Raw genomic sequence first — 21,933 nt, 5'->3', positions numbered from 1 at the left:
TTTTGGTGGTGGTCGACGCCGACGATCCGATGAGCGGGGCGACGGAACTGACCTCGCGCGGAAGTATTTCCGCAGGTCAGCTTCTGATGAGGTCTAAGAAGCTGGACCTATCAGACTTGATAGGTCCGCCGATATTGGCGTAGCCGAGGCCCAGGGTGTTTCGGACGGGTACGGTTTGGATGGCGAGATCAGACGAGCGGTTTCCCCTCTTCGAGGAATGCCCCCACCTTGAGGAGAGGTTGAAACGCTGGGTTGCCCAATGGCGTCATTGCGTGAATGAGAGCCTCTTTACAGAGAAACAAGGCTCGCCCGGAGTCGCCGCCGGCATGCGACATGATCAAGTTCAGCGCGATCTGCGGGATAGTGAATTGCCCGTGGGCCAAGGCGCCCTTGATGAACGCATCATCATCGGATGTGAGAATATAGCTCATGCCACCGCCCTCCCTTTTTTCTCTTGTTCTGCGATCCACGTCAGCAAGGTTGACTTGCGAGCACAGATCTTCGCGCCAAGGCGAAAGGTCGGAAGCTTGGAGCGGCTGGCCGCGTGGTAGATTGCGCGGGGCTCCATGCCCAAGAACGCAGCAATGTCGTCTGCTCCCCGAAGAACATCCTGGGCGAGCGGAGTGTTGTCGTTCATTCAGTTCTCCTCAGAAGATTCCCAATTTCTTGAATCGCTCGATGGGTGAAGGTGTGATGATGACTGAGATCGCCATGCGTTTGAATGTCTAGTGGTGGGTCATATTTCAGTTTTCCGCCCGGCATCTTCTTTCTGGACCCGTACTGAACTCGCCGACGCTCACCGACATCAGTCTGTCCATTTTCGTCCAGAATTAATTCGACCACCTCTATAAATGCGTCGGATTGCGGTTCAGCAATTGTGATGTTCACAACGAAAGGCTGTGCTGCATCACCGGTCAAGTCGCATGGCCCGCCAAAAAGATGGCTTGCCAGATCTTCGAGCGTTCCGCTGACCGCACTATCAACCAGGGCCGTTACTGCGTCGGAAAATCGATGATCCAGCGGCAGCGCAAGAAGCTCTGGTACGCTTAGAGTCTCCTCCCACGTGCCATGTTTGACCCAGGTTTGAGCCTGATAGCTTAGAGGTTTGACGGAGTCCTTCACAGCAGATGCCCCGGCCACCGCGATCAACAGGTTGGCCGCGTCTCGGCTCGTCATTCTTGCGGAACTTCTTCCCCGTCCTCCCTGCGTGAGTATTCCGGCCTCTCTGACAATGCGCATGTGCAGCAGTGCCGTGGCCTCCGTGATGCCGAACACCCTTGCGATGCGGGCACTGAGTTCAGTCGAACTGGTCAAATTCCTCTCCTCGGTGAAACCCGAACACCGAGGATGTCACATTTTCCCACTGATATAAACGCATTTGTAAAAATGTCAACCGACTGTGTTTACATCAGTGGGAATTGACAACTGCTCCCACTGAGTTTATCTCAGTCCATTAGCCCCGCACTCCAGCGGGGCGCCGCAGATAGGGAACCATCATGAAGGACATCACCGGCCGGGACGGCTTCATCGAGGGCCAGGCCTTTGTCTATGCGATTGCCTGCATCCAGGGCCTCCCGCCCAAGAAGCAGGAGCGGAGCAACATGGCCGACATGGCACGCATCGTCCGCGCCACCACTTCGCCCGAAGAACTCGCGCTCCTCGTCTATGGCGTCGAGATCCACACGGGGCGGCGGCTGGATCTCCACGTCGCCGAGACGACGAAGGCAGATATCGAGTTCGACCTCCGATTTGATCGTGAGCTCATTTCGCTGCACCAGCAGCGCGATGCGCACCTCTGTGATCAGGCCGGATACGTCAGCCTCGCTCCTGACTTCGGCCCGTCAACAGTAAGCAACTGAGTTGAAGCGGGGCAACGCCCCACTTCTGCTCCCTAATTAGGAGAAGGTTCATGACCGACACGCACACCATCTATCCCCAGCCGCACGACAGCAATCTCATCGACCACCGCATGGTTCCGGTATATTGCGAAACCGCTCGCGAGTTGCTCTCAAAAGGCGCCCTCACATCAGCTGCCAAGGCTGAAGAAGTGCTCGGCCTTCTCGCTCGCGAGGGACATAGCGGACCTGAGGCGGTCGTCATTCTGGATATCGCGTTCGCCATCGCGCGCCAGGTGAATCAGACGCTTCTGGCCACCAGCGCGCCTTACGGATCGACCATGCGTGCTGAGAAGAAGTTCAACGGCACATCAGCGCCGGAGTACGTGGCAGAGATGATTGCAGCCAGCCAGCAGCAGAATTCTGAGGCTGGCGCGGACTCCATCATCCACTGACCCCTAGCCGGCCCGCTGCCAGCACGTGCCCGTAGAACACTCGCGGCGGGCCGGCTCCTTCCAACATCTCAGAGATCAACCGATGCCCAAGCACTCCTTGGCGGCAAACGCCACCCCTATGCCACCCCACACCCCTTCGGCCGTCCTCCTCTTAGAGGACGCCGTCCAGTCCATCCGGCGCGCCGCCCGCATCGCGGTCCACTGCGAGCAAACGATCGAGCCAGAGGACGAGCTGTACGTGGGCATCGTTGGACACGTGATCCGTGACATCGATCGCGCCGCTGACGAACTCGTGGTCGCCTTCTATGCCGCCTACGCGGAGATGGCCGCAGGCCGCCAGGAGCCCGCCCGATGAGCAAGCCGCTCCCGCTTGAGACCCGCGCCCTGAACGCGCTGCTCGCCACCGCGATCGCCACCGACCTCGTCGAGGATATGCTGCGCGGTGGCAAGGCCACCCCTGAGACCGAGAAAGCCGTGTGGGCGCTCTACCAAGCGAACGACTTGGTGAAGGCGCTCCATGAGGCCCTCCATCGAGCTCCTGGCCGCCTGTTGGACCACACCAGCTAAGCGTCCACCTCGGAGGCACCCATGGCAACGATCCGCAAGCGTACCCTGCCCTCCGGTAGGCCCGTCTGGCAGACGGACTACATCGATGGCGGTGGCAAGCGCCGACACAAGCAATTCCCGACCAAGAAGGAGGCCGATGCCTTCCTGGTTCATGCCCGCGGTGAGGTCGCCCGCGGGATCCACACCGCCGACAGCGCAAGCATCACCTTGAACGCTGCGGCTGATCTCTGGATCACCGCATGCACCGCGAATCGCCGGGAGGAGGCGACGATCAAGCGTTACCGAGCAACGCTTGATCTATATGTCCGCCCTGCCCTCGGCACCTCGAAGCTGTCTCGGATCTCGACCGTGACGGTTCAGGAGCACATCGACATGTTGGCTCCAACGATGTCGCGCTCCTCTCTGATCAAAGTCCGCGGCGCAATCTCGTCGGTCTTCGCCACAGCGATGCGCAAGGGCAAGGCTGCGCATAATCCCACACATGAAGTGGTGCTACCCTCGTCGGCTCGGCGCGAGGAATCGGTGGAGATGCCCACCAAGACAGAGCTGCGTGCCATCCTGGCGGCAACCCCCGAGCGGTGGCTGCCCTTCATGTGGACTGCGCTCTTCACGGGGATGCGTGCCAGCGAGATGCGCGGCCTGCTGTGGAGTGACGTCGACCTCGATGCAGGGATCATCCGCGTCCGCCGCCGGGTCGACTTCCGGAACACATTCGGCCCTCCGAAGTCGAAGGCCGGCAGACGCGACATCCCGCTCTCGCCCTCCACGACGAAGCTGTTGAAGGAGTGGAAGCTGCGATGTCCGAACGGTGACTTAGGTCTGGTGTTCCCCAACGGCGCCGGGAACGTCGAGAGCCACACGAACCTTCTGCGGCGGGTGTTCTGGCCAGCGCAGGTGACGGCCGGCGTGGTGGTGATGCGTGATGCGCTGGATGCGAATGGCCAGCCGACCAAAGTGCCGGAGGCGAAATACTCCCTCCATGCCCTTCGCCATGCGGCGGCCAGCCTGTTCATTGAGCAGAACCTCACCCCGAAGAAGCTGCAGACTCTGATGGGCCACGCCAGTATCCAGATGACCATGGGGGTCTATGGGAAGCTGTTCGCCTCCGAGACTGAAGATCGGGCCGCCATGGACGCAATTGACCGGCGCTTTAGCGGCCCCGATTGACACCTGCTTCCACCCGCTCCATGCAACACATCTGCAACATTTCGCCCCGAAGTGGCGCAGATACTATATTTGCAGCGGTTTTGTAAACCGAAGGTCGGGGGTTCAATCCCCTCAACCGGCACCATTTCCTGAAAAAATTATGTTTAATTTCAGATGTTTGGCTGACGTCCAGTTATTCCAGCCCACAAATCAGCCCACAAAATCACCCGACTGTGCGCTGGGGGGAACTTTGGGATGACGCAGAGACCGACCGCATTGCGGCACCGTCGGTCGGGAGCACCTGTCATTGCGAACGTGGCCCGCGTGAATGGCGTGCCCGTTGAAATAGGCGCACGCCAGCAGTGACCAACCCGGATGATATGAACGGAATGCGTCCCCTGCCCGACTGACGGGGTTGCGCCAACCATCCATAGCCTATGGGTCGTCGCTCGTTTCGGGAGAGCGAGCCACGGTGACCGAAAAATGAAGCTTCAGTTCGTCCGGCCTGCGCAGCCCAGCTGAGAGGTCAAAAGCGGGCGATTTTTCGCCCGCCTTGCCTGAATCGGACAGAAGCTAATCCGCCGGGTTGCGCTTGCGTTGCCAGGGTTTGTCGTAGTCGCCAGCCATCAGGCATCCCAAGGGTTCAATGGTGGCGATCACATCGGCGAGGCCATAATGCTCGATCTGCGCCCGCACCGAGGTCGCCGATTTGTAGGCCAGCGGCGACTCGGAAGGATCTGGCCGTCCATAGAAGAAGCGGACATCGAGACCTTCCGTCTGCGCCGCAACGATGTCTGAAGCGGCGGCATGATAGCGATCCGGCGGCAGACCATGGATGCCCAGCTTCTTCAGCAATGCGGTGCGCGACATGTTGCGGCCCGCGCCATGGGGTGCGAACGAACAGGCATCCGCATTATCCCGCCCGAGCGTGATGAGAATGGGCGCGGCCATGTTCAGGGGAATAAGCCCCAGCAGAGGGTGGCCCTCCGCATCACGCCAGGCCGGTGTCGCGCCCTTCCCGTGATAGAAGAGGCCCTCCCGCTTCCAGACGAAATTATGCGCGTTGCCGAACGCCGCAATCGCCTCGATGCCCAGGCGACTGGCCGCTCTCTCGTGGATCAGCTCATGGTTTCGCTTGGTCCAGCGCGCGACATAGCCGAGCGCCTCCCAATAAAGCGAACCCTCGACGCTGTCCGGATCGAGCCAGGCCTGATGAGCTGGCGTGTCTGGAGAGACGTGCGCGCAGTGAGCTGTGGCCGCTGCAAGACCACGCTTATAGACCTGAGCGCCGAGATCGCGTGAGCCATGATGGGTGACCAGAGCAAGGACGGTTTCATTGACGTCGGGCTTCAAAGCTTCAGAAAGCGCTTGCTGCCCATTGCGCGCGAGGGTGTCGATCAAGCCCTGCGTGACCGACAGGGCGCCGGCAAAGGCGAAGTGATTGCCATCCCCCTGATCTGCCAGTTGCGCCTTGGCGCGATGGGCCAGCCCCTTCAAGAAGGAGTTCTCCGTCTCTTCCAGGTCCCGCGTAATCCCGTCACCCACCCAATCGTCAGGCCTTCGCCCGCCGGGGCCGAAGCGGGTCGAAGACTGGATCGCATCCATGATCGCTCGCTTCGGCACGTCGGGCGCGCGATAGAGCGTGGCATGGAGCGAGCAGCAGATATCCGCTGAATGGAAGGCGGGGTGGATCGCCCGGCTGATGACCGCACCGCCGACAGGAATCGTCCCCGATGCAGTGCCGGCTGGACAGGCATCCGGCATCACCGCGCCATGCTCGAGCACGGGCGTTTTCATCAGTTCGTCCATGTGGGCCCGGACGAACGCGATATTCGCTTCTTCCTCCGGGTTTTCCGCATGGATCGCGAGCGTATAGCGGCCGGACGGTCGCCGAGGGAGGATCTGGAGCGGTGGCAGAAGCCCCGCGAGAACCAGCTTGATGGTGGCTTCGTCTTCCCCATTGGCGTCCATCTCGGTCGCCTTGGCGAGAAGCTTGCGGAATTCAGGTCCGGGCTCAAAGCCCCAAGCGATAAGAGTTTTGCCGGTGATCGGCGTGCGGTGTGGTGTGGCGGGAGCCTCCTGGACGTTTGCTGTTTTCAAGAATCGGATTGGGCAAATGATAGGCAGTTTTTCAGAGCGTCGGGCGCGATGGAATGCCGAGCCATTCTTCAAGAAACACGGAGCGCGCGAAGGGAACATCGGGCATATCGTCATCGTGCCCGAAGCGGCTCCATTGATCCAGAAAGCGCTCGGGATCGTCGTCATGGCAGGCGAGCCACGCCCGATAGATCGCCCGCACCAAGGCCTTGCGCGGCATCACCAGATCGAGCTTCAGCTCTGCGCCCACAATGTATCGAAGGATCACGCAGAGCCTGACATGGTCCCGGCGCGGCGGCTGCCAGGTGACACTGGGGGGAAATCGATCTCCCGGGAAAAGGTGAAGCTCGCCGAAGGATCCCTCTTCGCTGATTGCCACCCGCGGAAAGCCGCCGCGCGCCACCTCTTCAAGCCAAACAACGATCTCTGCGCCAGAACTGTAGAGATAGCTGATGCGGATAAGCGCGACCTGCCTGTAGGACGCGAGCACGAAGTCGATCCAGCCCGCTTCGGGTGGCTCGAATGCGACCGCGAGCGTCTCGGACGACGTCGGATCGCCGAACGGCTGTTGAATGGGTTCGTCCGGCGCCCGCCAGACCCTGCAAAGTGGATCTTCCCACCAGCCCAGTGATTGCGCGCGCCAACGAGCTGCGGGAGCATTCCCCTCTTCGACGGGCGGGCCAAGTTGGCGGATCTCGTCAACGCCATGGCCGCCGCGGCGGTACCAGTCGGCAATTTGCTCGATATCTCCGGGAGCGGAGCTTATGTGCCAGCCGGACTCGAAACGAAGACGGATGGCATAGATGATGACCGGCGGCGCCGGTTGCTTAGGCAGGTATTTATTGAAGAGAGACGCTCCGAAAGTGTGGAATGCAGACGGTCTTATCGCATGCAGCTCGGTCCGTCAGCCCCCTGGTGAAGAGGCAGCGGAAGAGAAGGCATTTCCGGGAGGGCCTGATGCCACGTATCAGGCGTTAATGGCGTAACGGCTGGATTTTGAGGTGTAAACGCTACGTGCGAGTGCGCGGAAGAGCACACAGGCTTGTCAGTGCCCGGCTTGGTGGCGGCAGGAAGAGATGTTGGGAGGAGACGGAAAAATGGACATTACCCCCTCGACGCACCACTAAATCAGCGCTGCCGTTTCGCGTGCCTCAGCTGTTCCCAGGCCCAAGGTTGCCGCATACGTTCCGTCACCACGCCAAAAACCCGGCAACTTCCTGATCTCCGCGAAGGCGGCAAGCTCCTCCGGCGCTCGGACTGGTGGGCGTGGCATCTTCCTGCCGAGGATCGGCCTCAATTAGGTTGATGCCACAAGAGCCGGTCGCGAAGAGGCTGGTGTCGGCGTGCGCAGCGCCAGGAACCGACCTTGAACGGTGGTCGAATAGCTGTCTCCCACGCACAACTGCCCATGCCCCATTCATGGGACGGCGTCAGCGTGCCACGAGGCCAATGCGTTCCGCCCGAGATCAGTCAGCGCGTAGACGCCGCGCTCCGAACGCTCAAACCACCCATACACGTTGCGGCGCAGAATTTTCTGGGCATCAGGGCATGCGTGTTTCAGGTCGCGCGGACGCTGCGGCGCGGATGCCATCGCTGCGGCACAGGCAAGGGCCTGCTGGCGATAGGCAGTCATGATGGGCTTGCGTGTGCCTCCGCCTGCAACGGGGTCACCCTGACGTCGCTTATGCTCCTCCACCAGTTTCGATCGTCGGCGGGAATTGTTCCGTGGCATTGGCGCGGCCGGAGAGACGAGGACGTCGACATGCCCCAATGCCGAAACGCCCAGCAAGCCGAAGCCGAGGCGACGGCAGAGATTGCGATAGCGTGGGTCGCTTTCCCGCCCCTTGCCCTTGACGGACAGGCGCGCCGCCAGCCAAATCTCATCCCCGCAGGTGGCCCGGTCGACACCTTGAAGAATGAGTTCGAGGTTGAACGCCAGCTTCAGTTCGCCGATCACCACCACCGCCGGATCATCATCCCGCAAGCCAACAATGTCGCAGTGCCCGACCTCGCCCTTTAGGGTGTAGCCGAGCTGCTCAAGGAAGCGTTTGACGGGCTCATAAAGGGACGTTTCCACATCGCGCCTCCGGTTGGACTGCGCCGACCATGTCCCGCTTGTGGTTTAGGAGCGGCAAACAGCGACGATGTTCCGGTGGACGGCGAGTCAGCCTTCACCTTTTGAGGTTGCGAATTCCCCTGGCCAACCCCTCGGAGCGATGTATCCGCGCCAAAAGAAAAAATTGAATCGCTGCTTGATAGGAGACCTTCGGCTTTGTGCCAAGAGTGTGTTTCGGCATGGAAGATTGACCCCGTTGTGAGGGGGATCGGCGTGTAATTTTGACCCCCCTCTTAGCTCATTGTCCGTCGTTTTGTTGCGACGGGCGGGCTGGGGATGAAGGGCGTGGATACGATTGCGCGGATCCGGCGCGAGCATTTCGTGCGCGGCAAGTCCATCAAGGAGATCGTGCGGGAGCTGCACGTCTCACGGAACACGGTGCGCAAGGTGCTGCGGACCGGAGCGACGGCCTTCAGCTACGAGCGGGAGGTGCAGCCGCTGCCGCGGATCGGGCCCTGGCGGGATGCCCTGGATGGGCTGCTCGCCGGCAACGAAGGCAAGCCGGCGCGGGAGAGGCTGACGCTGATCCGCATCTTCGAGGAGCTACGCAGCCAGGGGTATGAGGGCAGCTACGATGCGCTACGCCGCTATGCCAAGCCTGCGCAGACTGCGTAAACTTGTCTGCGTGCTCTTCACCCGCAGGCGCGGCGTGAAGAAACGCTCCCGCGCCAACCCGACCTGGTTCTCCACCTGGCCCTTCTCCCAGCCGGACGCGGGGGTGCAAGCGACTGGCTCCACCAGGTAATGGCTGCACATCTGCAGGAAGCGACGATTATAGGCCCGCTCCTTGCCCACGAAGATCGCATCGACCGCGGTCTTCATGTTGTCGTAGATGCCGCGCGTGCAGCAGCCCTTAAAGAAGGCGAAGGCCCGATCGTGGGCGTCGAACACCATCTCCTGTGTCTCGCGCGGATAAGCCCGCACGAACAGCATCCGCGAATGGCACAGCCGCACATGGGCGACGCGCACCGACACCGTGGTGCCGTTGATCAGGACGATCTCGTGGCTCCAGTCGAACTGGTAGGCCTCGCCGGACGCGAAGCTCAGGGGCACGTAGGCCGCCAGCCGTCATCGTCGCCTGCGCCCGCCGCCAGCCCTTGACTGCGCGCGAGTTGAACGCCTGGCTGCTGGATCAGTGCATCGCCTACGCCAAGGGCCACCCGCACCCCGAGCGGCGGGAGGAGACCATCTGGCATGCGTTCGAGGCCGAGCGTCCTGCCCTGGTGCCCTATGCCGGGCGGTTCGACGGCTTCCACGCCGTCCCGGCCTCCGTATCGAAGACCTGCCTGATCCGCTTCGATAACAACCGGTATTCGCTCTGCGCCAGCGCCGTGGGCCGGTCGAGGTCCGGGCCTATGCGGAGCGGATCGAGCTGCGCTAGGATGGGCGGCCGGTCGGCTCCCACCCGCGCTGCTTCGGCCGGGACCTGACCATCTTCGACCCTTGGCACTATGTGCCGGTCCCGGCGCGCAAGCCCGGCGCCCTCAGGAACGGCGCTCCGTTCAAGGACTGGGTTCTGCCCACGCGCCTCGATCGCGTCCGGCGCAAGCTCGCCGGTGCCAACCGACGGCGACCGACAGATGGTCGACATCCTCACCAGCGTGCTGAGCGACGGGTTGCCCGCGGTCGATGCAGCGTGCGCCGAAGCTCTCGGCCAGGGCGTCCACTCGCAGCCAAGTCTACGCAGGCTGCGCAAGCGCACCTGCTCTGCGACGTGATCCTCAACATCCTCGCCGGGCGCCGCGAGCCCGCGGCCCCCTCACCATCGTCACGCCCGACGCCTTGCGCCTCCGCCACACCCCGAACGCCGACCGCTCGCGATACGACCTGTTGAGGAGATCTCCATGATGGAGCGTTCCCAGATCCTTGAGACCATGGGCGAGCTCAAGCTCTATGGCATGAAGGCCGCCTACGACGAGATCATCGCCACCGCCGTCAAGCGCCAGCACGAGCCGCAATGCAAGTCGGCGACCTTTTGTCGGCGGAGATCTCCGAGAAGCAGGCCGCTCCATCAAGTACCAGATCACCATCGAGGGTTCCCATGCGATCCTGATCGCATGGGGCCCTTCCAAGCTGCCCCTGGCCAAGGACATCGACGACTTCGTGTTCGACGACACCCACATCAACGAGACCCTGGTGCGCGACCTCGCAGGCGGCAACTTCCTCGCCCACCAGCGCAACGTGGTGCTGATCGGCGGCACCGATCCGGCAAGACCCATTTGGCCATCGCCATCGCGCGGTCCGCCATCCGAGGCGGAGCCAGAGGCGGCTTCTTTAACGTCGTCGACCTCGTCAATAAGCTGGGGGCCGAGGCCCGATCCGACCGCCAGGGTCGCATGGCCGATTATCTCTCCCGCAAGGACTTCATCGTCCTCGACGAGCTCGGCTACCTGCCCTTCGACCAGTCCGGCGGCCAGCTCCTGTTCCACCTCGTCAGCCGGCTCTACGAGCAAACCTCGGTCATCGTCACCACGAACCTCGCCTTCGGCGAGCGGCCGAGCGTCTTCAACGACCCCAAGATGACCACCGCGCTCCTCGATCGCCTCACCCACCACTGCGATATCGTCAAGACCGGAAACGAGAGCTGGCGTTTCAAGAACCGCGCCTGACCTCCGCCACCATTGACCCCACTGCCGCTGCGCCAAACCAACGCTCCGCGGCAGTGGGGTCAATGCTCCAGACGGGGGTCAACTTTCGGCGCCGATAGGGGGCAGGTTTCCACGCCGATTGACAGATCGCATTGGATGAAAGCCCGCAGCTTGGCGCCTGCCCGGCGAATTGTGGCGTGACGAACGGGTTGGACTTGCGGACAACAACGGCCGAGAAAAGGGCAAATGCGACGGGGCAGACGGCAGGCGCGAGTATAAATGGACCAGAGACGGCCCATTCTACCGCACCATCCATCGTTGCTTAAGAGAGTTCGGTCTGTACAAGCCCTTTCGGGGTGTAAAAGTCCAGAACCTGCTCGCCTCTGTGTGAGATCCGCCCTCCGCTGGGTCAAGCCTGGCATCACCGCTGAGTTGAAGCAGAGCGCCGTGGGCGAAATCAGGAAATGTTAAACCCGCTCGACCATTTACGACGATATTTCCCAGCGTGTTGAAGAACAGATTCCCGGGATAATCCGGTATTCTCAACGTCCCATCATCGTGAGCAACCACGAAACCTCGCTCCCCGCCCCGATGTGAAACGTCGACCTGAAGGCCTTGCGGGCCATTCACAAAAGTGGCGACGAAGAACGTATCCGCGTTTCTCACGAGATCGAAATGCTGTGGTCCGGCGGGTACGGCTGGACCTTCGAATGTCCGACACTCGGGCATATCATCTGAAACGAGATTTCGAATCGTAATGTATTTGGCGCAGTTTCCGAAGCTTTGCTCAACGGTGACGTCGAAGCTGTCGCTTTTCCTGTTTTTCAGCCTGCCATTTAGGCGGTTTCGCCTTCGGGTACTGATTTCGATCCCCAGCACCCCAAGCCCTCGGTTTTCGAGCAATCCGGCCTCGGCGGGATCCGCTGGATCTGGGCCAATTTTCACGCGCAAGGTTCGGTCATCGGGCGCAGAGAGGAATCCCGGTTGTCCTTCACGGATCGTCGCCCACGCATTTTCCTCCGCATCGACCGTGCCGAAGACAATGAAATTGAGCAGGGGGAAGAAATCGCGGTGCTGTTCAAGGAGGTGGTCGCGAATGAGGCACCCGCGACCTTCCATTTTCGACGCGGCGCCTGCGCTCTCCTGCATGGCGATTTCCCCATCGTGCCAAGGAGAGGGCATGCTGGCTGGTGGCTTCTCCCCAGCCACGGCTTCATGATCTGATGGCATGTGGATTCACGCTACAGCATTAAGCCCGACGGAGGAGCGAGGCATGGCCAGGAACCCCGGCAGCGCTTCCATCCGGAGCAGCCAAAGCCCAATGTTCGCATACTCCTCAAGGTCGACATTGCCCTCCGGGGCATGCGCGATGTAGCTGTACAGAGCAACATCGGCGAGGGTCGGATGATCCAAGGCGATCCATTCCCGGCCCGCAAGCGCCAGATCCACCAGAGCCAGAACACGATGCGCTCGGCTGATCGCGCCTTCGGCATCCAATGTTGCGCCAAACAGCGTGATCAAACGCGCGGCGCAGGGACCATTCGCGATTTCGTTCGCCGCAACGGAAAGCCACCGTTGCACGGCCGCTGCTTCCGATGCCGCCTCGGGAAGCCAATCGTGGCGACCGAACTTCTTCGCGAGATAGATAAGGATGGAAATTGAATCGGAGACGACCAGTCCTTGATCATCGAGGACGGGGACCTGACCAAACGGATTGAGTTTTAGGAATTCAGCCTGGCGGTTCTCGCCCGGCCCGACCACAACAAAATCTGCCGTCTGGCCGATCAGCGACAGGAATAACCTTACTCTATGCGAATGGCCGGAAAGCGGACGATGGTAAAGCTTCATTGCATCCTCCAACGAGTGCGCCCAAACGTAGCGCCGACGCTCTTGATGAGAAGCCGCAATCAGCGGAACATACTGTTCCACTTTTCGGAATAACGCTGGAGACGGGCATGGACCGCTCGCAGGCTATGCGAGTGTTCAGCAGAGTCGCCGAGATGAGCAGTTTCGCCAAGGCGGCCCGTTCGTTGAACATCAGCCCGCCGGCGGTGACACGAGCCATCTCGCAGCTGGAGGCGCATTTGGGGACGCGCCTGCTCATGCGAACGACGAAGGCAGTGAGCCCCACGGAGGCTGGCGGCGGCACCGTGCAGGTGCACGCGAACGCAGGAGCTGTCGATCATCACGATGTCACCATCATAGGCGGCCGAGACCGCCTCCAGCAGCCGGTCCCAGACCCCGGCGGATCGCCAGCGCACGAAGCGGTTGTAGAAGGTTGTGGGCGGGAACCGGTTTGATCGCGACTTTCCGAGACTCCATGCCCGCACGCGGCGCATCCATCTCAGGAGTCCTCGTCGGCGTCCCGAAAGAGGATGTTAGAGCGCACACCGATCAACCGGGCCGGTGGCGTCATCTCGGGCGCCGGTCCCTCTCCAATGTGCTGTTGCGCTCTTACGCGGCGCTATGATCGCGCGAGAGGAACGACATATTAGTTAGTGGTATCGTGGCAACTATGGTTCGAGGTATGTTTATTGAGCGACCGATCTGAGGACAGATTTGATGTTTAACTGGAACGATCTGATTTTCTTCTTAGAGCTTGCGCGGCTCGGAAGACTGCTTCCGGTCGCTCGCCGATTGAAGGTGGATCACACGACTGTCTCGCGCCGCATCAGCGAATTGGAAAAAGATCTCGAACTGAAGCTTTTCGACCGCAAGCCCGACGGTTTTGTTCTCACCGAGCATGGGCACCGTCTCTTTGCGATGGCTGAGCGCATGGAGCAGGAGGCCTCGTCGATCGAAGAGACCATCCAGGCCAGTCCCAGCGCGCCTAAGGGAAGCGTGCGGGTCGCCTCGATGGAGGGGATCGGAGCCTTCTATCTCGCGGAGCGGTTCGCCGAATTGACGCAGAAAGAGCCGGGCCTCGTGGTGGAACTGGTCACGGAGCGCCATCTCATAAATCTCACGAAGCGTGAGGCGGATATCTCCATCTCCTTCGTCCCCCCACAGGGCCAACGCCTGGCGGTGCGCAAGGTCGGCTGTTTCCGCCTCGCGCTTTATGCCGCGCCGGATTATATGCGCCGTTTCGGCATGCCGACCGCCCGCGACCAGCTTCCGTCCCATCTGTTCGTGGATTATGTGGAGGACTTGGTCGCGATCCAGCCGGTGCATTGGCTGCTTGACGTGCTCGATCCGCCAAAGGTCTCGTTTCGCTCCACCTCCATGCACGCCCAGCAGAACGCCATTGCGCGCGGGGCGGGCATCGGGCTGTTGCCGCTGTTCTCGGCAAAGAGCAATGCGCGCCTGATCCCGATCCTGCCGGACGAAGTCGTGGTGATGCGCGACATCTATGTCAGCGTCCACGAGGATCTCGAATTCATGGGCCGGTTCCGCGCCGTGCTTCACCATATTTCCGAAGTCGTTCAGCGCGACGCGGCTTACCTGACCGAGTTTTGACGGCTCACACCTGCTCCCCGGGAAGCACACCGAGCAGTCCCGTGCCGGGCGCGCAATTGATATATTCGAAAAGCTGAGCGTTGCTCTCGGGCAGTACGAACACTTCATGCCAGGTGCGGAGCTGGTTCGCCTTGCCGTATTTCCGGTACCGGGCGATGGCCGCCTTGAATATGGCCTCGTGGGTGGGATGCGTCTCCGCCCAGCGCTCCAGATGCCCGAGCGAAAGGAAATAGCCGAGGGCGTGGGTTTCGAGCATCGGCGTACCGTGCGCGTCGCACGTTTGCTGGAAACGCAGGGACGCGCAGCCGGTCGTCTCTCCATTCTCCTTCAGGAAGTCCATCCCTCGCAGCAAGGGCGCGCGCAGGTCGCGCATATAATCATCGACCTGATCGGCGTCGCAGCGCCCCCAGAAGGCTGCGGAGCGGATCACCGCAAGATTATGCGGCGCCTTCAGCCGCCAACGTGCGCCGCGGGTCTCCCGCGTGATCGCAGGAAGGCCGGTGTGTGCGATCGGGCTTTCAAGCGGATCGACGGCTGCAAGCGGAATGCGGTCGCGCATGGCACCGTAATAGCCGCACCAGGGCGTGGGATAGAGCGCGACGTCCTGCGAAGCGGAGAGCCCACCGGCATAATCCTGCCAATAGATGCTCTCCTGCCGTTCCACCGGCACGGTGAGGCTTTCGCGGAAATAGCCCGTGCGCTCAACGAGACGGGCCTCATCCTCCCACCATCCGCGCACGGCCGGATCGGCAAGGAAGCGCTCGCGCCGCTCCACATCCACCCAATAAGCGGCGACGATGTGGGTGTAGAGGCCCGCCGCGTCGATGAACCAGGCATGGTCGCTCACCGTCGGTCCATCGGGCAAAGCGAGCGCGTCGGCGATCCAGGGGAAGAAGGAGGAGGCATAGACCTCTTCCGGGCTCTCTCCCTGTATGCCGTGGAAGGCGACGGCGATGGCCGGGCAGCTGTTGAGGAAGGCCGTGGACCAGCGCTGTACCACCGGCTCGAACCCCTTCGGCCGGCGCAGCGGGTGGATGCGATCATAGAGGGGCATTACCATGGCGGGTCAAAAATCCTCGTGTTCTGCAGCGGCTCAATGGATGCCGAAATAGGCCTTGTGGAGTTCCTGATCCTGCGCCAGCGCGGCGCTTGTCCCCGAAGCGACCACGCGTCCCTGAGCGAGGACGTAGCCATCGTCCGCCACGTCGAGGGTTTGGCGCACGTTCTGCTCGACCAGGAGAATGGTGTATCCCTCCTCCTTCAGCCTCCGCACGATGCGGAACACTTCCGAGACGAACAGCGGGGAGAGACCGAGGGAGGGTTCGTCAAACACGATCAATTCCGGATCGGTCATGAGTCCGCGGGCGATGGAGAGCATGGACCGCTCGCCGCCCGAAAGCGTGCCGGCGAGCTGGCTTCGCCGTTCCTTGAGGCGGGGGAAGGTATCGAACATGGCGTCCATGCGAGCCGCCAGGCGCCGGTGGTCGCGTTCCAGCAAGCCGCCGACCTTCAGATTCTCCAGCACGGTCATACGCGGCAGGACTCGATTGCCCTCCGGCACGGTGGCGATGCCGAGCGCGGCGATGCGATGTGTCGGCAGGTTCGTGATGCTCTCGCCGCCAAACGCCACCTCGCCGCTGCGCACCGGCGTCAGGCCAAGAATGCTCCGAATAAGGGTGGATTTGCCGGCGCCATTGGCGCCGAGGATGCAGGTGATGCGTCCCGGCTTGGCCTCGATCGACACATTGTGCAGCACGTCGGCGCGGTCATAGCCGGTCGTGACGCCGATCACCGACAGGCGACGGCTGGCCTTTTGGGCATCGCTCATTGGCTGCCTCCGAGATAGGCCGTCTGCACATCGGGGTCGGCGATGAGTGCGTCGAACGAACCTTCGAAGATCTTCTTGCCGAAGTTCAGCACGATGCAGCGGTCCGAGATGCGGCGGATGACATCCATCTCGTGCTCCACCAGGACGACGGAAAGGTCCGGCATCTCCTCGCGAAACGCGAGGAGATCGTCCATGAGCTGGCGCGTCTCCTCGTGGGTCATGCCGGCGGATGGCTCATCCAGCAGGATGAGGCGGGGTGCGCCGATGAGGGCGCGGCAAATCTCGACCCGCCGGCGGTCGATCATCGTGAAACTGCCCGCCGGCTGGAACAGATTGGCGGCGATCTGCGGGTTGAAACGCCGCGTCAGCACCGTGGCCTTTTCGACCAGCGCCGAAAGCTCGCGGCGAAAGCGGGCCCTGAACACGAGGGTGGACATGAGCCCAAGGTCGAGGCTTCCGAGCGCGCCAAGGGCGATGTTGTCGAACACAGTCTGATCGAGCATCAGGCGCGAACGCTGGAACGTCCGCGCGACCCCGGCCCGCCCGATGTCCCGCGGCGAGCGTGCAAAGAGATCCACGTCGCCGAAGCGCACCACCCCGGCGGTCGGCTTGTAGAGCCCGGTAAGGACGTTGAAGAAGGTGGTCTTGCCGGAGCCGTTGGGACCCACGAGACCCAAGGTCTCACCCTTGCCGACGGCGAGATCGAGCCCATCCAGGGCGGTGAGGCCACCAAACCGCATGGTGAGCCCGGTGCAGGCGAGCAGCGCGCTCATCGCACACCTCCTTTCAGGAGGGCCGAAAAGTCTCGCGTCGCCCGCGGCATGAGCCCGGACGGTCGAAACCGCAGAATGGCAATGACGAGAAGGGCGAAGATGACGAGACGGAATTCTTGGATGGCCTGCAATTTCTCAGGGATGACGAGAATGACCACAGCGGCCACCACCGCGCCCCAGAGATTGCCGAAACCGCCCAGCACAAGGATCGACAGCATGATGAGGCTGTCGCCGAAATTGGCGCTGTTCGGGTTCACGAAGCCGTTCATCATGCCATAGAGCGCGCCCGCCACACCGATCATGGCATTGCCGAGGAGGAAGGCGGTGGCTTTCCAACGGGCGATCGAAAGCCCGAACACGCTGGCCGCGACCTCGTCCGAGCGCACCGCGTCGAGCGCGAGCCCGACGAATGATGTCTCCAGTCTGCGGACGAGGAAGAAGGCGACCGCAAACAGGACGCAGCCGGCCAAAGCATAAGGCAAGTAAAACGAGACGTCCCACGGACCGATCGCGCTGACCTGGCCAAAGGAGACGCCGAAAAGGGAGAACGAGCGCACTTTCATGCCTTGCGGCCCTCCGAGCACATCGTTCACCTCGAGGAAAGAGCGCAGCAGCAGGCCGAAGGCGATGGTGACGAGGGCGGCGTAATGTCCGCGCGTGCGCAGAACCGGCAGCAGCAGCACCAGCCCCAGGGCCGCCGCCGCGAGCCCGGCGACGACAAGAACAAGCAGATGGGGGAGGCCGGTTGCGCCCAGCACGGCGGCCACGTAGGCGCCCACCGCAAAGAACGCGGCGCCGGCGAAATTGGGCACCCCGGCGAACGCCATCTGCAGCGTCAGCCCCGCCGCCGCGGTGGCGTATAAGGCGACGGTCGCCATCATGAGCAGCGTATAATGCTCCTCGCGCAGCACCATCACGATGGCCAGAACCGAGAGCATCGCGGTCAGGTTCACCGTGCCGGGATAGGCCCGGCACAAGCTGGCCACACGGCGCCCTTGAGGCAGCTTCTCGCCGAGGACGAACACCGCGATGAACGCAGCGAGCAGTGCGATCACCTGGCCCTGCGCTTCGGCGTGAAGCAGCAGCCCGCCGCCGGTGAACAGCAGCGCAACGACAATCGCAACGAGCAGGCGCTGTACGCCTGGGGCGTGAGCGGTGCCGGCGGAAAGGGTGGGGGCGTGTTCGGCCATGCTCATCTCAAACCCGTTCGCTGGATTTTTCGGCAATGAGGCCGGTGGGGAAGAGGCCGATCAGGACGATAATGACCGCGAACGCCACCACATCCTTGTAGGCACTCGTGAAGGGCAGGATGACCGTGACCAGCGTCTGGATGCCGGCGAACAGGAAGCCGCCGAGGATCGGCCCGATGAGGCTGCCGAGCCCGCCGACCACCGCGCACGCGAAACCGATGATGCCGAGAAGAATGCCCATGTTGAAGTTGATTTCCCGATAGTAGAGCCCGAGCATCAGCCCTGCGAGACCCGCCAGCATCGATCCGAGCGCGAAAGTGCCGAGTACGGTCCTGCGAAAATTGACCCCGGCGAGCTGGGCCACCTCATCGTCCTGCGCCACCGCGCGGATGGCGAGGCCGAGCCGCGTGCGCGTGATCACGAGGTGGGTTGCCACCACCACGGCAAGACCGCCCATGAGGATGATGACGCTGTCGACGCCAACGCTGAACGCGCCCGCAGCGATCACACCCTCCGGAAGCAGCGCCGGAAATGGCTTGGGATTGCCGCCGTTCGGCACGATGAGGCGGATCGCCTCGCGCAGCACCGTTCCGGCCATCAGCGTGGCCAGCAGAACGTTGAGGGCGGGCGCGGTCTTGAGCGGCAAGACCAGCAGTCGGCCGATGATCACTCCGGAGAGGGCACCTCCGCCGAGCGCGGCCAGGAGGCCGACCGCGAGGGCGAGTGGCCCCGGCAGGGTGACGAGGGCGGCCGTGAGCGCCGCCGCGCCGAAGGCGGAGAACGCACCGACGGTGACGACGTCGCCGTGCGAGAACTTGATGACGTCGAGCACGCCGAAAAACAGGGAGAAGCCAACGGCGACAATGGCATAAATGGTGCCGAGCATCAGTCCGTTGAACAGGTACTGGGCGAGAAGTCCGGGATCCATGGACGGTCTCCGCAAATGAGCAAGGTGCCGGCCTCCGTGCAAGATGGAAGCCGGATATGGCGCAGGCCGGGTCGGTTCGACCGAAAGCCTCGCGTCACACTCTCAAATGCCGGTCGATCTGCCGGGCCGCCTTTCCGCGCGGTGCGCTGTTCGTGTGCCTGCGACCAGGGCCGGATGCGCTTTTGGGCGCATGAACCCCGGCCGATGGAAGATAAAGGTCCGTGTGGACCAGACAACTGGCCCCACGGACATCGCGTCCGATGGTCATTTCAAAAATCCTCTGGATTATTTTATTTGTATTTTATTTATATCTAATTTTACTTTGATGTGGCGTGCGTGCGCCAAGTAAACAGAGCGCTCACACAGCGCCGTCCGTCTCCGCGAAGATGTCTTCAATGCCGCCGAGGGGCGGCGCGGAAAAAACGGAGGCCTGCTGCACGGCGGCCGTCTCGGAGAAATAAGCGGGCTCGCGGGCCGCGCGGTCCACGTGAAGTTGAAAGATATCAAAGCGATTGTAATAGCCGACCACATCATGGAACTGCTTCGGCTCCACGCAGCGCGCCGTGTCGATCTCGGCATAAAGGATGCCCTCGTGCTCACAGAGCACGTCGCCGACGACCTGCGAGCTCGGATCAAGCACCATGGAGATTCCTCTCGGGGATTGGTCGATCACCTCAAGACTGGCCCGGCTGATTGAACCCATGGCCTCGCGCATGGCCGCGTCCACGAAACCCGAGGCAACGATATTGAACACCTTGGCCTCGAACGCGTGCGCGCCGGCGCGGATCTCGATGGCGCGCTTGAGGTCATAGGCGCCATCCTCGTGCGGCGGGCGGGTAGGCCAAATCGGCGGATAGGTGGAGATGTGTACCTGCTCGCCTTGCGCCATCAAGGCGTAGCGGGCGAGCGGATTGGTGTTTTCGCCGCAGATCAGCATGCCGATGCGGCCGATCTCGCTGGGCGTGACGCGCAGCCCGCGGGCATCGCCATTCGCCCACACCAGCTTCTCATAGAAGGTCGGCACGAGCTTGCGGTGATGGTTGAGAATGGCGCCGTCCGGCCCGATCAGGATGTTGGAATTCCAGATGCAGCCGACACTTGCATCCGTTCCTTCCGTGAAGCCTAGCGAAACGTGCACCCCGTGGCGCCGCGCCGCCATGCGGATGGTGCGGATGACACCGTCCGACGGCTTTTGCGCCTCGGCGACCAGCGCACGGAAGAAGCCGTGATTGTAAATCGGCGCCTGCAGCGCGGCCCAGACCGGAAAGCCGGGAAGGAAGGATTCCGGAAAAACCACCAGTGCTGCGCCCGCCGCCGCGGCTTCGGCGATGAGGTCGCAGGCCTTCTCGGCGGTCTTCTGGGCGTCCAGGAACACGGACGAGGCGTGGCAGGCGGCAGCCTTGAAGCGGGGATAGCTGATGGTCATCGGGCCCGTGTGACGTTGTATGCCGCGCAGGATGGCGCTGTTGGAAGTGTTGCCGACGACGCATCGCGATGGAAGATTGGAAATACGCACAAGCACTTGCGGACATCCCCTGTCCGCCGCATCGAAGGCGTGCCGGCGCGCGGCCCGCAGTTACATGCGCTGTGTGCGGTGATCGGCCATCCGTGGCGGATGGCCCGGCGCAGGCTGGCAATACTGCGTCCAAGCTGGAGCGGATGTGCCAAATGGCAGCGTTGGGATCGATGCACGGGCCCTTGCAAAAATCCGAATTGCGCAGCGCGGCAAACGGAAATTAGCTGGCAGACATAAAAATACTCAATTCCAGAGGTTTCAAAATGTCGAGATTGGCCCGGGCGCTTTGCGCTGTCGGTTGCGTGTTGTTTTCCGCCGTTGCTGTCGTCATCTCCACGGCGCAGGCGAAGGAGACGGTGAAGATTGCATTCATCGGCCCGCTCACGGGAGGAAACTCGGCGGCAGGACTCGGCCCGAGAAACTCGGCGATGCTGGCGGTGCAGCAGAAAAACGCCGATCCGAACGCGCGCTTTGAATATGAAATGACCGCGCTCGACGATGAGTGCAAGCCGAACGTCGGCATCCAGGTGGCCACCAAAGTCGCCGCCGATAAATCCATCATTGCCGCACTCCCGCACTATTGCTCGGCTGTGGGCATTGCGACCGTCGATATTTATAATAAATTCGGCCTGCCGGTCGTGTTTTGGGGCGCCATTCTGCCGGCCATAACTTACGGAAACGATTATCCGCAGATCCATCGTGTCAGCGGAACCATGATCAGCGAAGTGAAAGTCGCTGCTGAATTTTTAGCCAAGAGCGGATATAAGCGGATCGCTGTGGTGCAGGACACCACGGACTATGGCAACAGCTTCAGCAAGTATTTCAACGAGGAAATCGCCAAGACGGACGCCAAGATCCTTGCGCAGTTTCCCGTCAGTCCCGACCAGCAGGATCTGACTGCGGAACTCACCAAGATCAAGGAGCTGAAACCCGATCTCGTCTTTCTGTGCGGGCTGACGCCGCTCGGCGTCCGGCTGCGCACCCAGATGGAGCGTGTCGGTTTGAATGTCCAGTTCGCGGGGGTCTCGGGCATCATGACTTCCGGCTATCTGGAGGGCGCCAAGGATGCGGCGGAGGGCACCGTTGCCACCCACAACGGCGCGCCCATCGATTCCTACGCCGGTGGCGCGGCCTTTCTTGAAGCGTACAAGGCCGCGGGGTTCCGGGAAGATCCCGACGCTTACGGTCCCTTCGCCTATGCGGCGACAAATCTCGTGATGGACGCCATCGAGAAAGTCGGACCCGACCGGAAGAAGGTGACGGCGCAGCTGAACGGGACCAAAGGCTTCAAGTCTCTGATCGGCGAAATCAATTTCGATGATCATCGCCAGAACATCGTGTCCGCCCACATCTACGTCGTCCAGGACGGCAAGTGGACCTACTGGCCCCGCAGCGAATACGCCACGGGGCTACGGAAGCTGAAGCAGTAGCGGCGGCG

General features: G+C 62.1%; 21 protein-coding genes and 6 pseudogenes. 11 read left to right on the top strand and 16 right to left on the bottom strand.

The annotated features are described in order from the left end of the window. Positions 1-188: 188 nt before the first annotated feature. The 3 genes from V5F68_RS04145 to V5F68_RS04135 are packed head-to-tail and all read right to left on the bottom strand — an operon-like array spanning position 189 to position 1,314. Positions 189-431: a hypothetical protein gene (locus V5F68_RS04145; protein WP_394016136.1), complete on the bottom strand. Its 243-nt coding sequence runs from the start codon at positions 429-431 to the stop codon at positions 189-191. Then, entirely contained in the window at positions 428-637 is a 210-nt protein-coding gene (locus V5F68_RS04140; protein ID WP_394016135.1) for a DNA-binding protein, read from the bottom strand. Before V5F68_RS04140 ends, V5F68_RS04145 begins: the two co-directional genes overlap by 4 nt. Beyond that, positions 634-1,314, bottom strand: coding sequence for a hypothetical protein (locus V5F68_RS04135; RefSeq protein ID WP_394016134.1), 681 nt, complete (start codon positions 1,312-1,314; stop codon positions 634-636). Before V5F68_RS04135 ends, V5F68_RS04140 begins: the two co-directional genes overlap by 4 nt. 182 nt (positions 1,315-1,496) lie before the next feature. On the opposite strand from V5F68_RS04135, the gene V5F68_RS04130 reads away from it, so the two are divergent. The 5 genes from V5F68_RS04130 (at position 1,497) to V5F68_RS04110 (ending at position 4,024) form a co-directional block, all read left to right on the top strand. After that, entirely contained in the window at positions 1,497-1,859 is a 363-nt protein-coding gene (locus tag V5F68_RS04130; protein ID WP_394016133.1) for a hypothetical protein, read from the top strand. A 50-nt stretch (positions 1,860-1,909) separates the two neighbouring features. After that, the gene (locus tag V5F68_RS04125) at positions 1,910-2,290 is read left to right on the top strand and encodes a hypothetical protein (RefSeq protein ID WP_394016132.1); all 381 of its coding nucleotides are present in this window, start codon (positions 1,910-1,912) and stop codon (positions 2,288-2,290) included. Positions 2,291-2,372: 82 nt separating this feature from the next. Further along, positions 2,373-2,645: a hypothetical protein gene (locus V5F68_RS04120; protein ID WP_394016131.1), complete on the top strand. Its 273-nt coding sequence runs from the start codon at positions 2,373-2,375 to the stop codon at positions 2,643-2,645. Further along, positions 2,642-2,857 (top strand): hypothetical protein, encoded by a 216-nt coding sequence (locus tag V5F68_RS04115; RefSeq protein WP_394012738.1) that lies wholly within the window; start codon positions 2,642-2,644, stop codon positions 2,855-2,857. Before V5F68_RS04120 ends, V5F68_RS04115 begins: the two co-directional genes overlap by 4 nt. Before the next feature lie 21 nt (positions 2,858-2,878). Continuing rightward, a complete protein-coding gene (locus V5F68_RS04110) occupies positions 2,879-4,024 on the top strand; it encodes a tyrosine-type recombinase/integrase (protein WP_394016130.1) in 1,146 nt (381 codons plus the stop codon). A 552-nt stretch (positions 4,025-4,576) separates the two neighbouring features. Here V5F68_RS04110 and V5F68_RS04105 read toward each other — a convergent pair. The 3 genes from V5F68_RS04105 to V5F68_RS04095 form a co-directional block, all read right to left on the bottom strand. Beyond that, positions 4,577-6,103 carry an RtcB family protein gene (locus V5F68_RS04105; protein WP_394016129.1) on the bottom strand — a complete coding sequence of 509 codons (1,527 nt, stop codon included), beginning with the start codon at positions 6,101-6,103 and terminating at the stop codon, positions 4,577-4,579. A 31-nt stretch (positions 6,104-6,134) separates the two neighbouring features. Continuing rightward, positions 6,135-6,590, bottom strand: coding sequence for a hypothetical protein (locus tag V5F68_RS04100; RefSeq protein WP_394016128.1), 456 nt, complete (start codon positions 6,588-6,590; stop codon positions 6,135-6,137). 927 nt (positions 6,591-7,517) lie between these two features. Next, the gene (locus V5F68_RS04095) at positions 7,518-8,177 is read right to left on the bottom strand and encodes a DUF2161 domain-containing phosphodiesterase (RefSeq protein WP_394016127.1); all 660 of its coding nucleotides are present in this window, start codon (positions 8,175-8,177) and stop codon (positions 7,518-7,520) included. A gap of 315 nt (positions 8,178-8,492) precedes the next feature. On the opposite strand from V5F68_RS04095, the pseudogene V5F68_RS04090 reads away from it, so the two are divergent. Beyond that, positions 8,493-8,810 (top strand): annotated as a pseudogene (locus V5F68_RS04090) (IS21 family transposase); the annotation flags it as partial. A 33-nt stretch (positions 8,811-8,843) separates the two neighbouring features. On the opposite strand, the pseudogene istA reads toward V5F68_RS04090, so the two are convergent. Further along, positions 8,844-9,278: pseudogene (gene istA, locus V5F68_RS04085) on the bottom strand (IS21 family transposase); the annotation flags it as partial. A 47-nt stretch (positions 9,279-9,325) separates the two neighbouring features. Here istA and V5F68_RS04080 point away from each other — a divergent pair. Both V5F68_RS04080 and istB read left to right on the top strand, forming a co-directional pair. Beyond that, a pseudogene (locus V5F68_RS04080) lies at positions 9,326-10,086 on the top strand (Mu transposase domain-containing protein); the annotation flags it as partial. After that, positions 10,064-10,825: pseudogene (gene istB / locus V5F68_RS04075) on the top strand (IS21-like element helper ATPase IstB). The pseudogenes V5F68_RS04080 and istB, both read left to right, overlap by 23 nt. A 279-nt stretch (positions 10,826-11,104) precedes the next feature. Here istB and V5F68_RS04070 read toward each other — a convergent pair. Next, positions 11,105-11,953: a pyridoxamine 5'-phosphate oxidase family protein gene (locus V5F68_RS04070; RefSeq protein WP_394016124.1), complete on the bottom strand. Its 849-nt coding sequence runs from the start codon at positions 11,951-11,953 to the stop codon at positions 11,105-11,107. Between the two features lie 87 nt (positions 11,954-12,040). Continuing rightward, on the bottom strand, positions 12,041-12,652 hold the full coding sequence (locus tag V5F68_RS04065; RefSeq protein ID WP_394016123.1) for a glutathione S-transferase family protein: 612 nt from the start codon (positions 12,650-12,652) through the stop codon (positions 12,041-12,043). Positions 12,653-12,759: 107 nt separating this feature from the next. Here V5F68_RS04065 and V5F68_RS04060 point away from each other — a divergent pair. Continuing rightward, positions 12,760-12,885, top strand: a pseudogene (locus V5F68_RS04060) (helix-turn-helix domain-containing protein); the annotation flags it as partial. Positions 12,886-12,948: 63 nt separating this feature from the next. Here the strand turns inward: V5F68_RS04060 and V5F68_RS04055 are convergent. Further along, a pseudogene (locus V5F68_RS04055) lies at positions 12,949-13,092 on the bottom strand (IS5/IS1182 family transposase); the annotation flags it as partial. Between the two features lie 274 nt (positions 13,093-13,366). Between V5F68_RS04055 and V5F68_RS04050 the strand changes: the two are divergent. After that, entirely contained in the window at positions 13,367-14,260 is an 894-nt protein-coding gene (locus V5F68_RS04050; RefSeq protein ID WP_394016122.1) for a LysR family transcriptional regulator, read from the top strand. Between the two features lie 4 nt (positions 14,261-14,264). Here V5F68_RS04050 and V5F68_RS04045 read toward each other — a convergent pair whose 3' ends face one another. From V5F68_RS04045 to V5F68_RS04020, 6 genes are all read right to left on the bottom strand, one after another. Continuing rightward, the gene (locus V5F68_RS04045; RefSeq protein WP_394016121.1) at positions 14,265-15,320 is read right to left on the bottom strand and encodes a phenylacetaldoxime dehydratase family protein; all 1,056 of its coding nucleotides are present in this window, start codon (positions 15,318-15,320) and stop codon (positions 14,265-14,267) included. 33 nt (positions 15,321-15,353) lie between these two features. Beyond that, entirely contained in the window at positions 15,354-16,088 is a 735-nt protein-coding gene (locus V5F68_RS04040; protein WP_394016120.1) for an ABC transporter ATP-binding protein, read from the bottom strand. Continuing rightward, the gene (locus V5F68_RS04035) at positions 16,085-16,861 is read right to left on the bottom strand and encodes an ABC transporter ATP-binding protein (protein WP_394016119.1); all 777 of its coding nucleotides are present in this window, start codon (positions 16,859-16,861) and stop codon (positions 16,085-16,087) included. The genes V5F68_RS04040 and V5F68_RS04035 overlap by 4 nt, the downstream gene beginning before the upstream one ends. After that, complete coding sequence (locus tag V5F68_RS04030; RefSeq protein WP_394016118.1) at positions 16,858-18,051, bottom strand: branched-chain amino acid ABC transporter permease; 1,194 nt, start codon at positions 18,049-18,051, stop codon at positions 16,858-16,860. Before V5F68_RS04030 ends, V5F68_RS04035 begins: the two co-directional genes overlap by 4 nt. 7 nt (positions 18,052-18,058) lie before the next feature. Continuing rightward, on the bottom strand, positions 18,059-18,979 hold the full coding sequence (locus V5F68_RS04025; protein ID WP_394016117.1) for a branched-chain amino acid ABC transporter permease: 921 nt from the start codon (positions 18,977-18,979) through the stop codon (positions 18,059-18,061). 358 nt (positions 18,980-19,337) lie between these two features. Further along, the gene (locus V5F68_RS04020; RefSeq protein ID WP_394016116.1) at positions 19,338-20,405 is read right to left on the bottom strand and encodes a carbon-nitrogen hydrolase family protein; all 1,068 of its coding nucleotides are present in this window, start codon (positions 20,403-20,405) and stop codon (positions 19,338-19,340) included. Positions 20,406-20,758: 353 nt separating this feature from the next. On the opposite strand from V5F68_RS04020, the gene V5F68_RS04015 reads away from it, so the two are divergent. Next, positions 20,759-21,925, top strand: coding sequence for a branched-chain amino acid ABC transporter substrate-binding protein (locus V5F68_RS04015; RefSeq protein ID WP_394016115.1), 1,167 nt, complete (start codon positions 20,759-20,761; stop codon positions 21,923-21,925). Positions 21,926-21,933: the final 8 nt, after the last annotated feature.

Source organism: Roseixanthobacter pseudopolyaromaticivorans, from assembly GCF_043195145.2.
Classification (GTDB): Bacteria; Pseudomonadota; Alphaproteobacteria; order Rhizobiales; family Xanthobacteraceae; genus NCEH01.
This window is presented reverse-complemented; position numbering and strand designations above follow the sequence as displayed.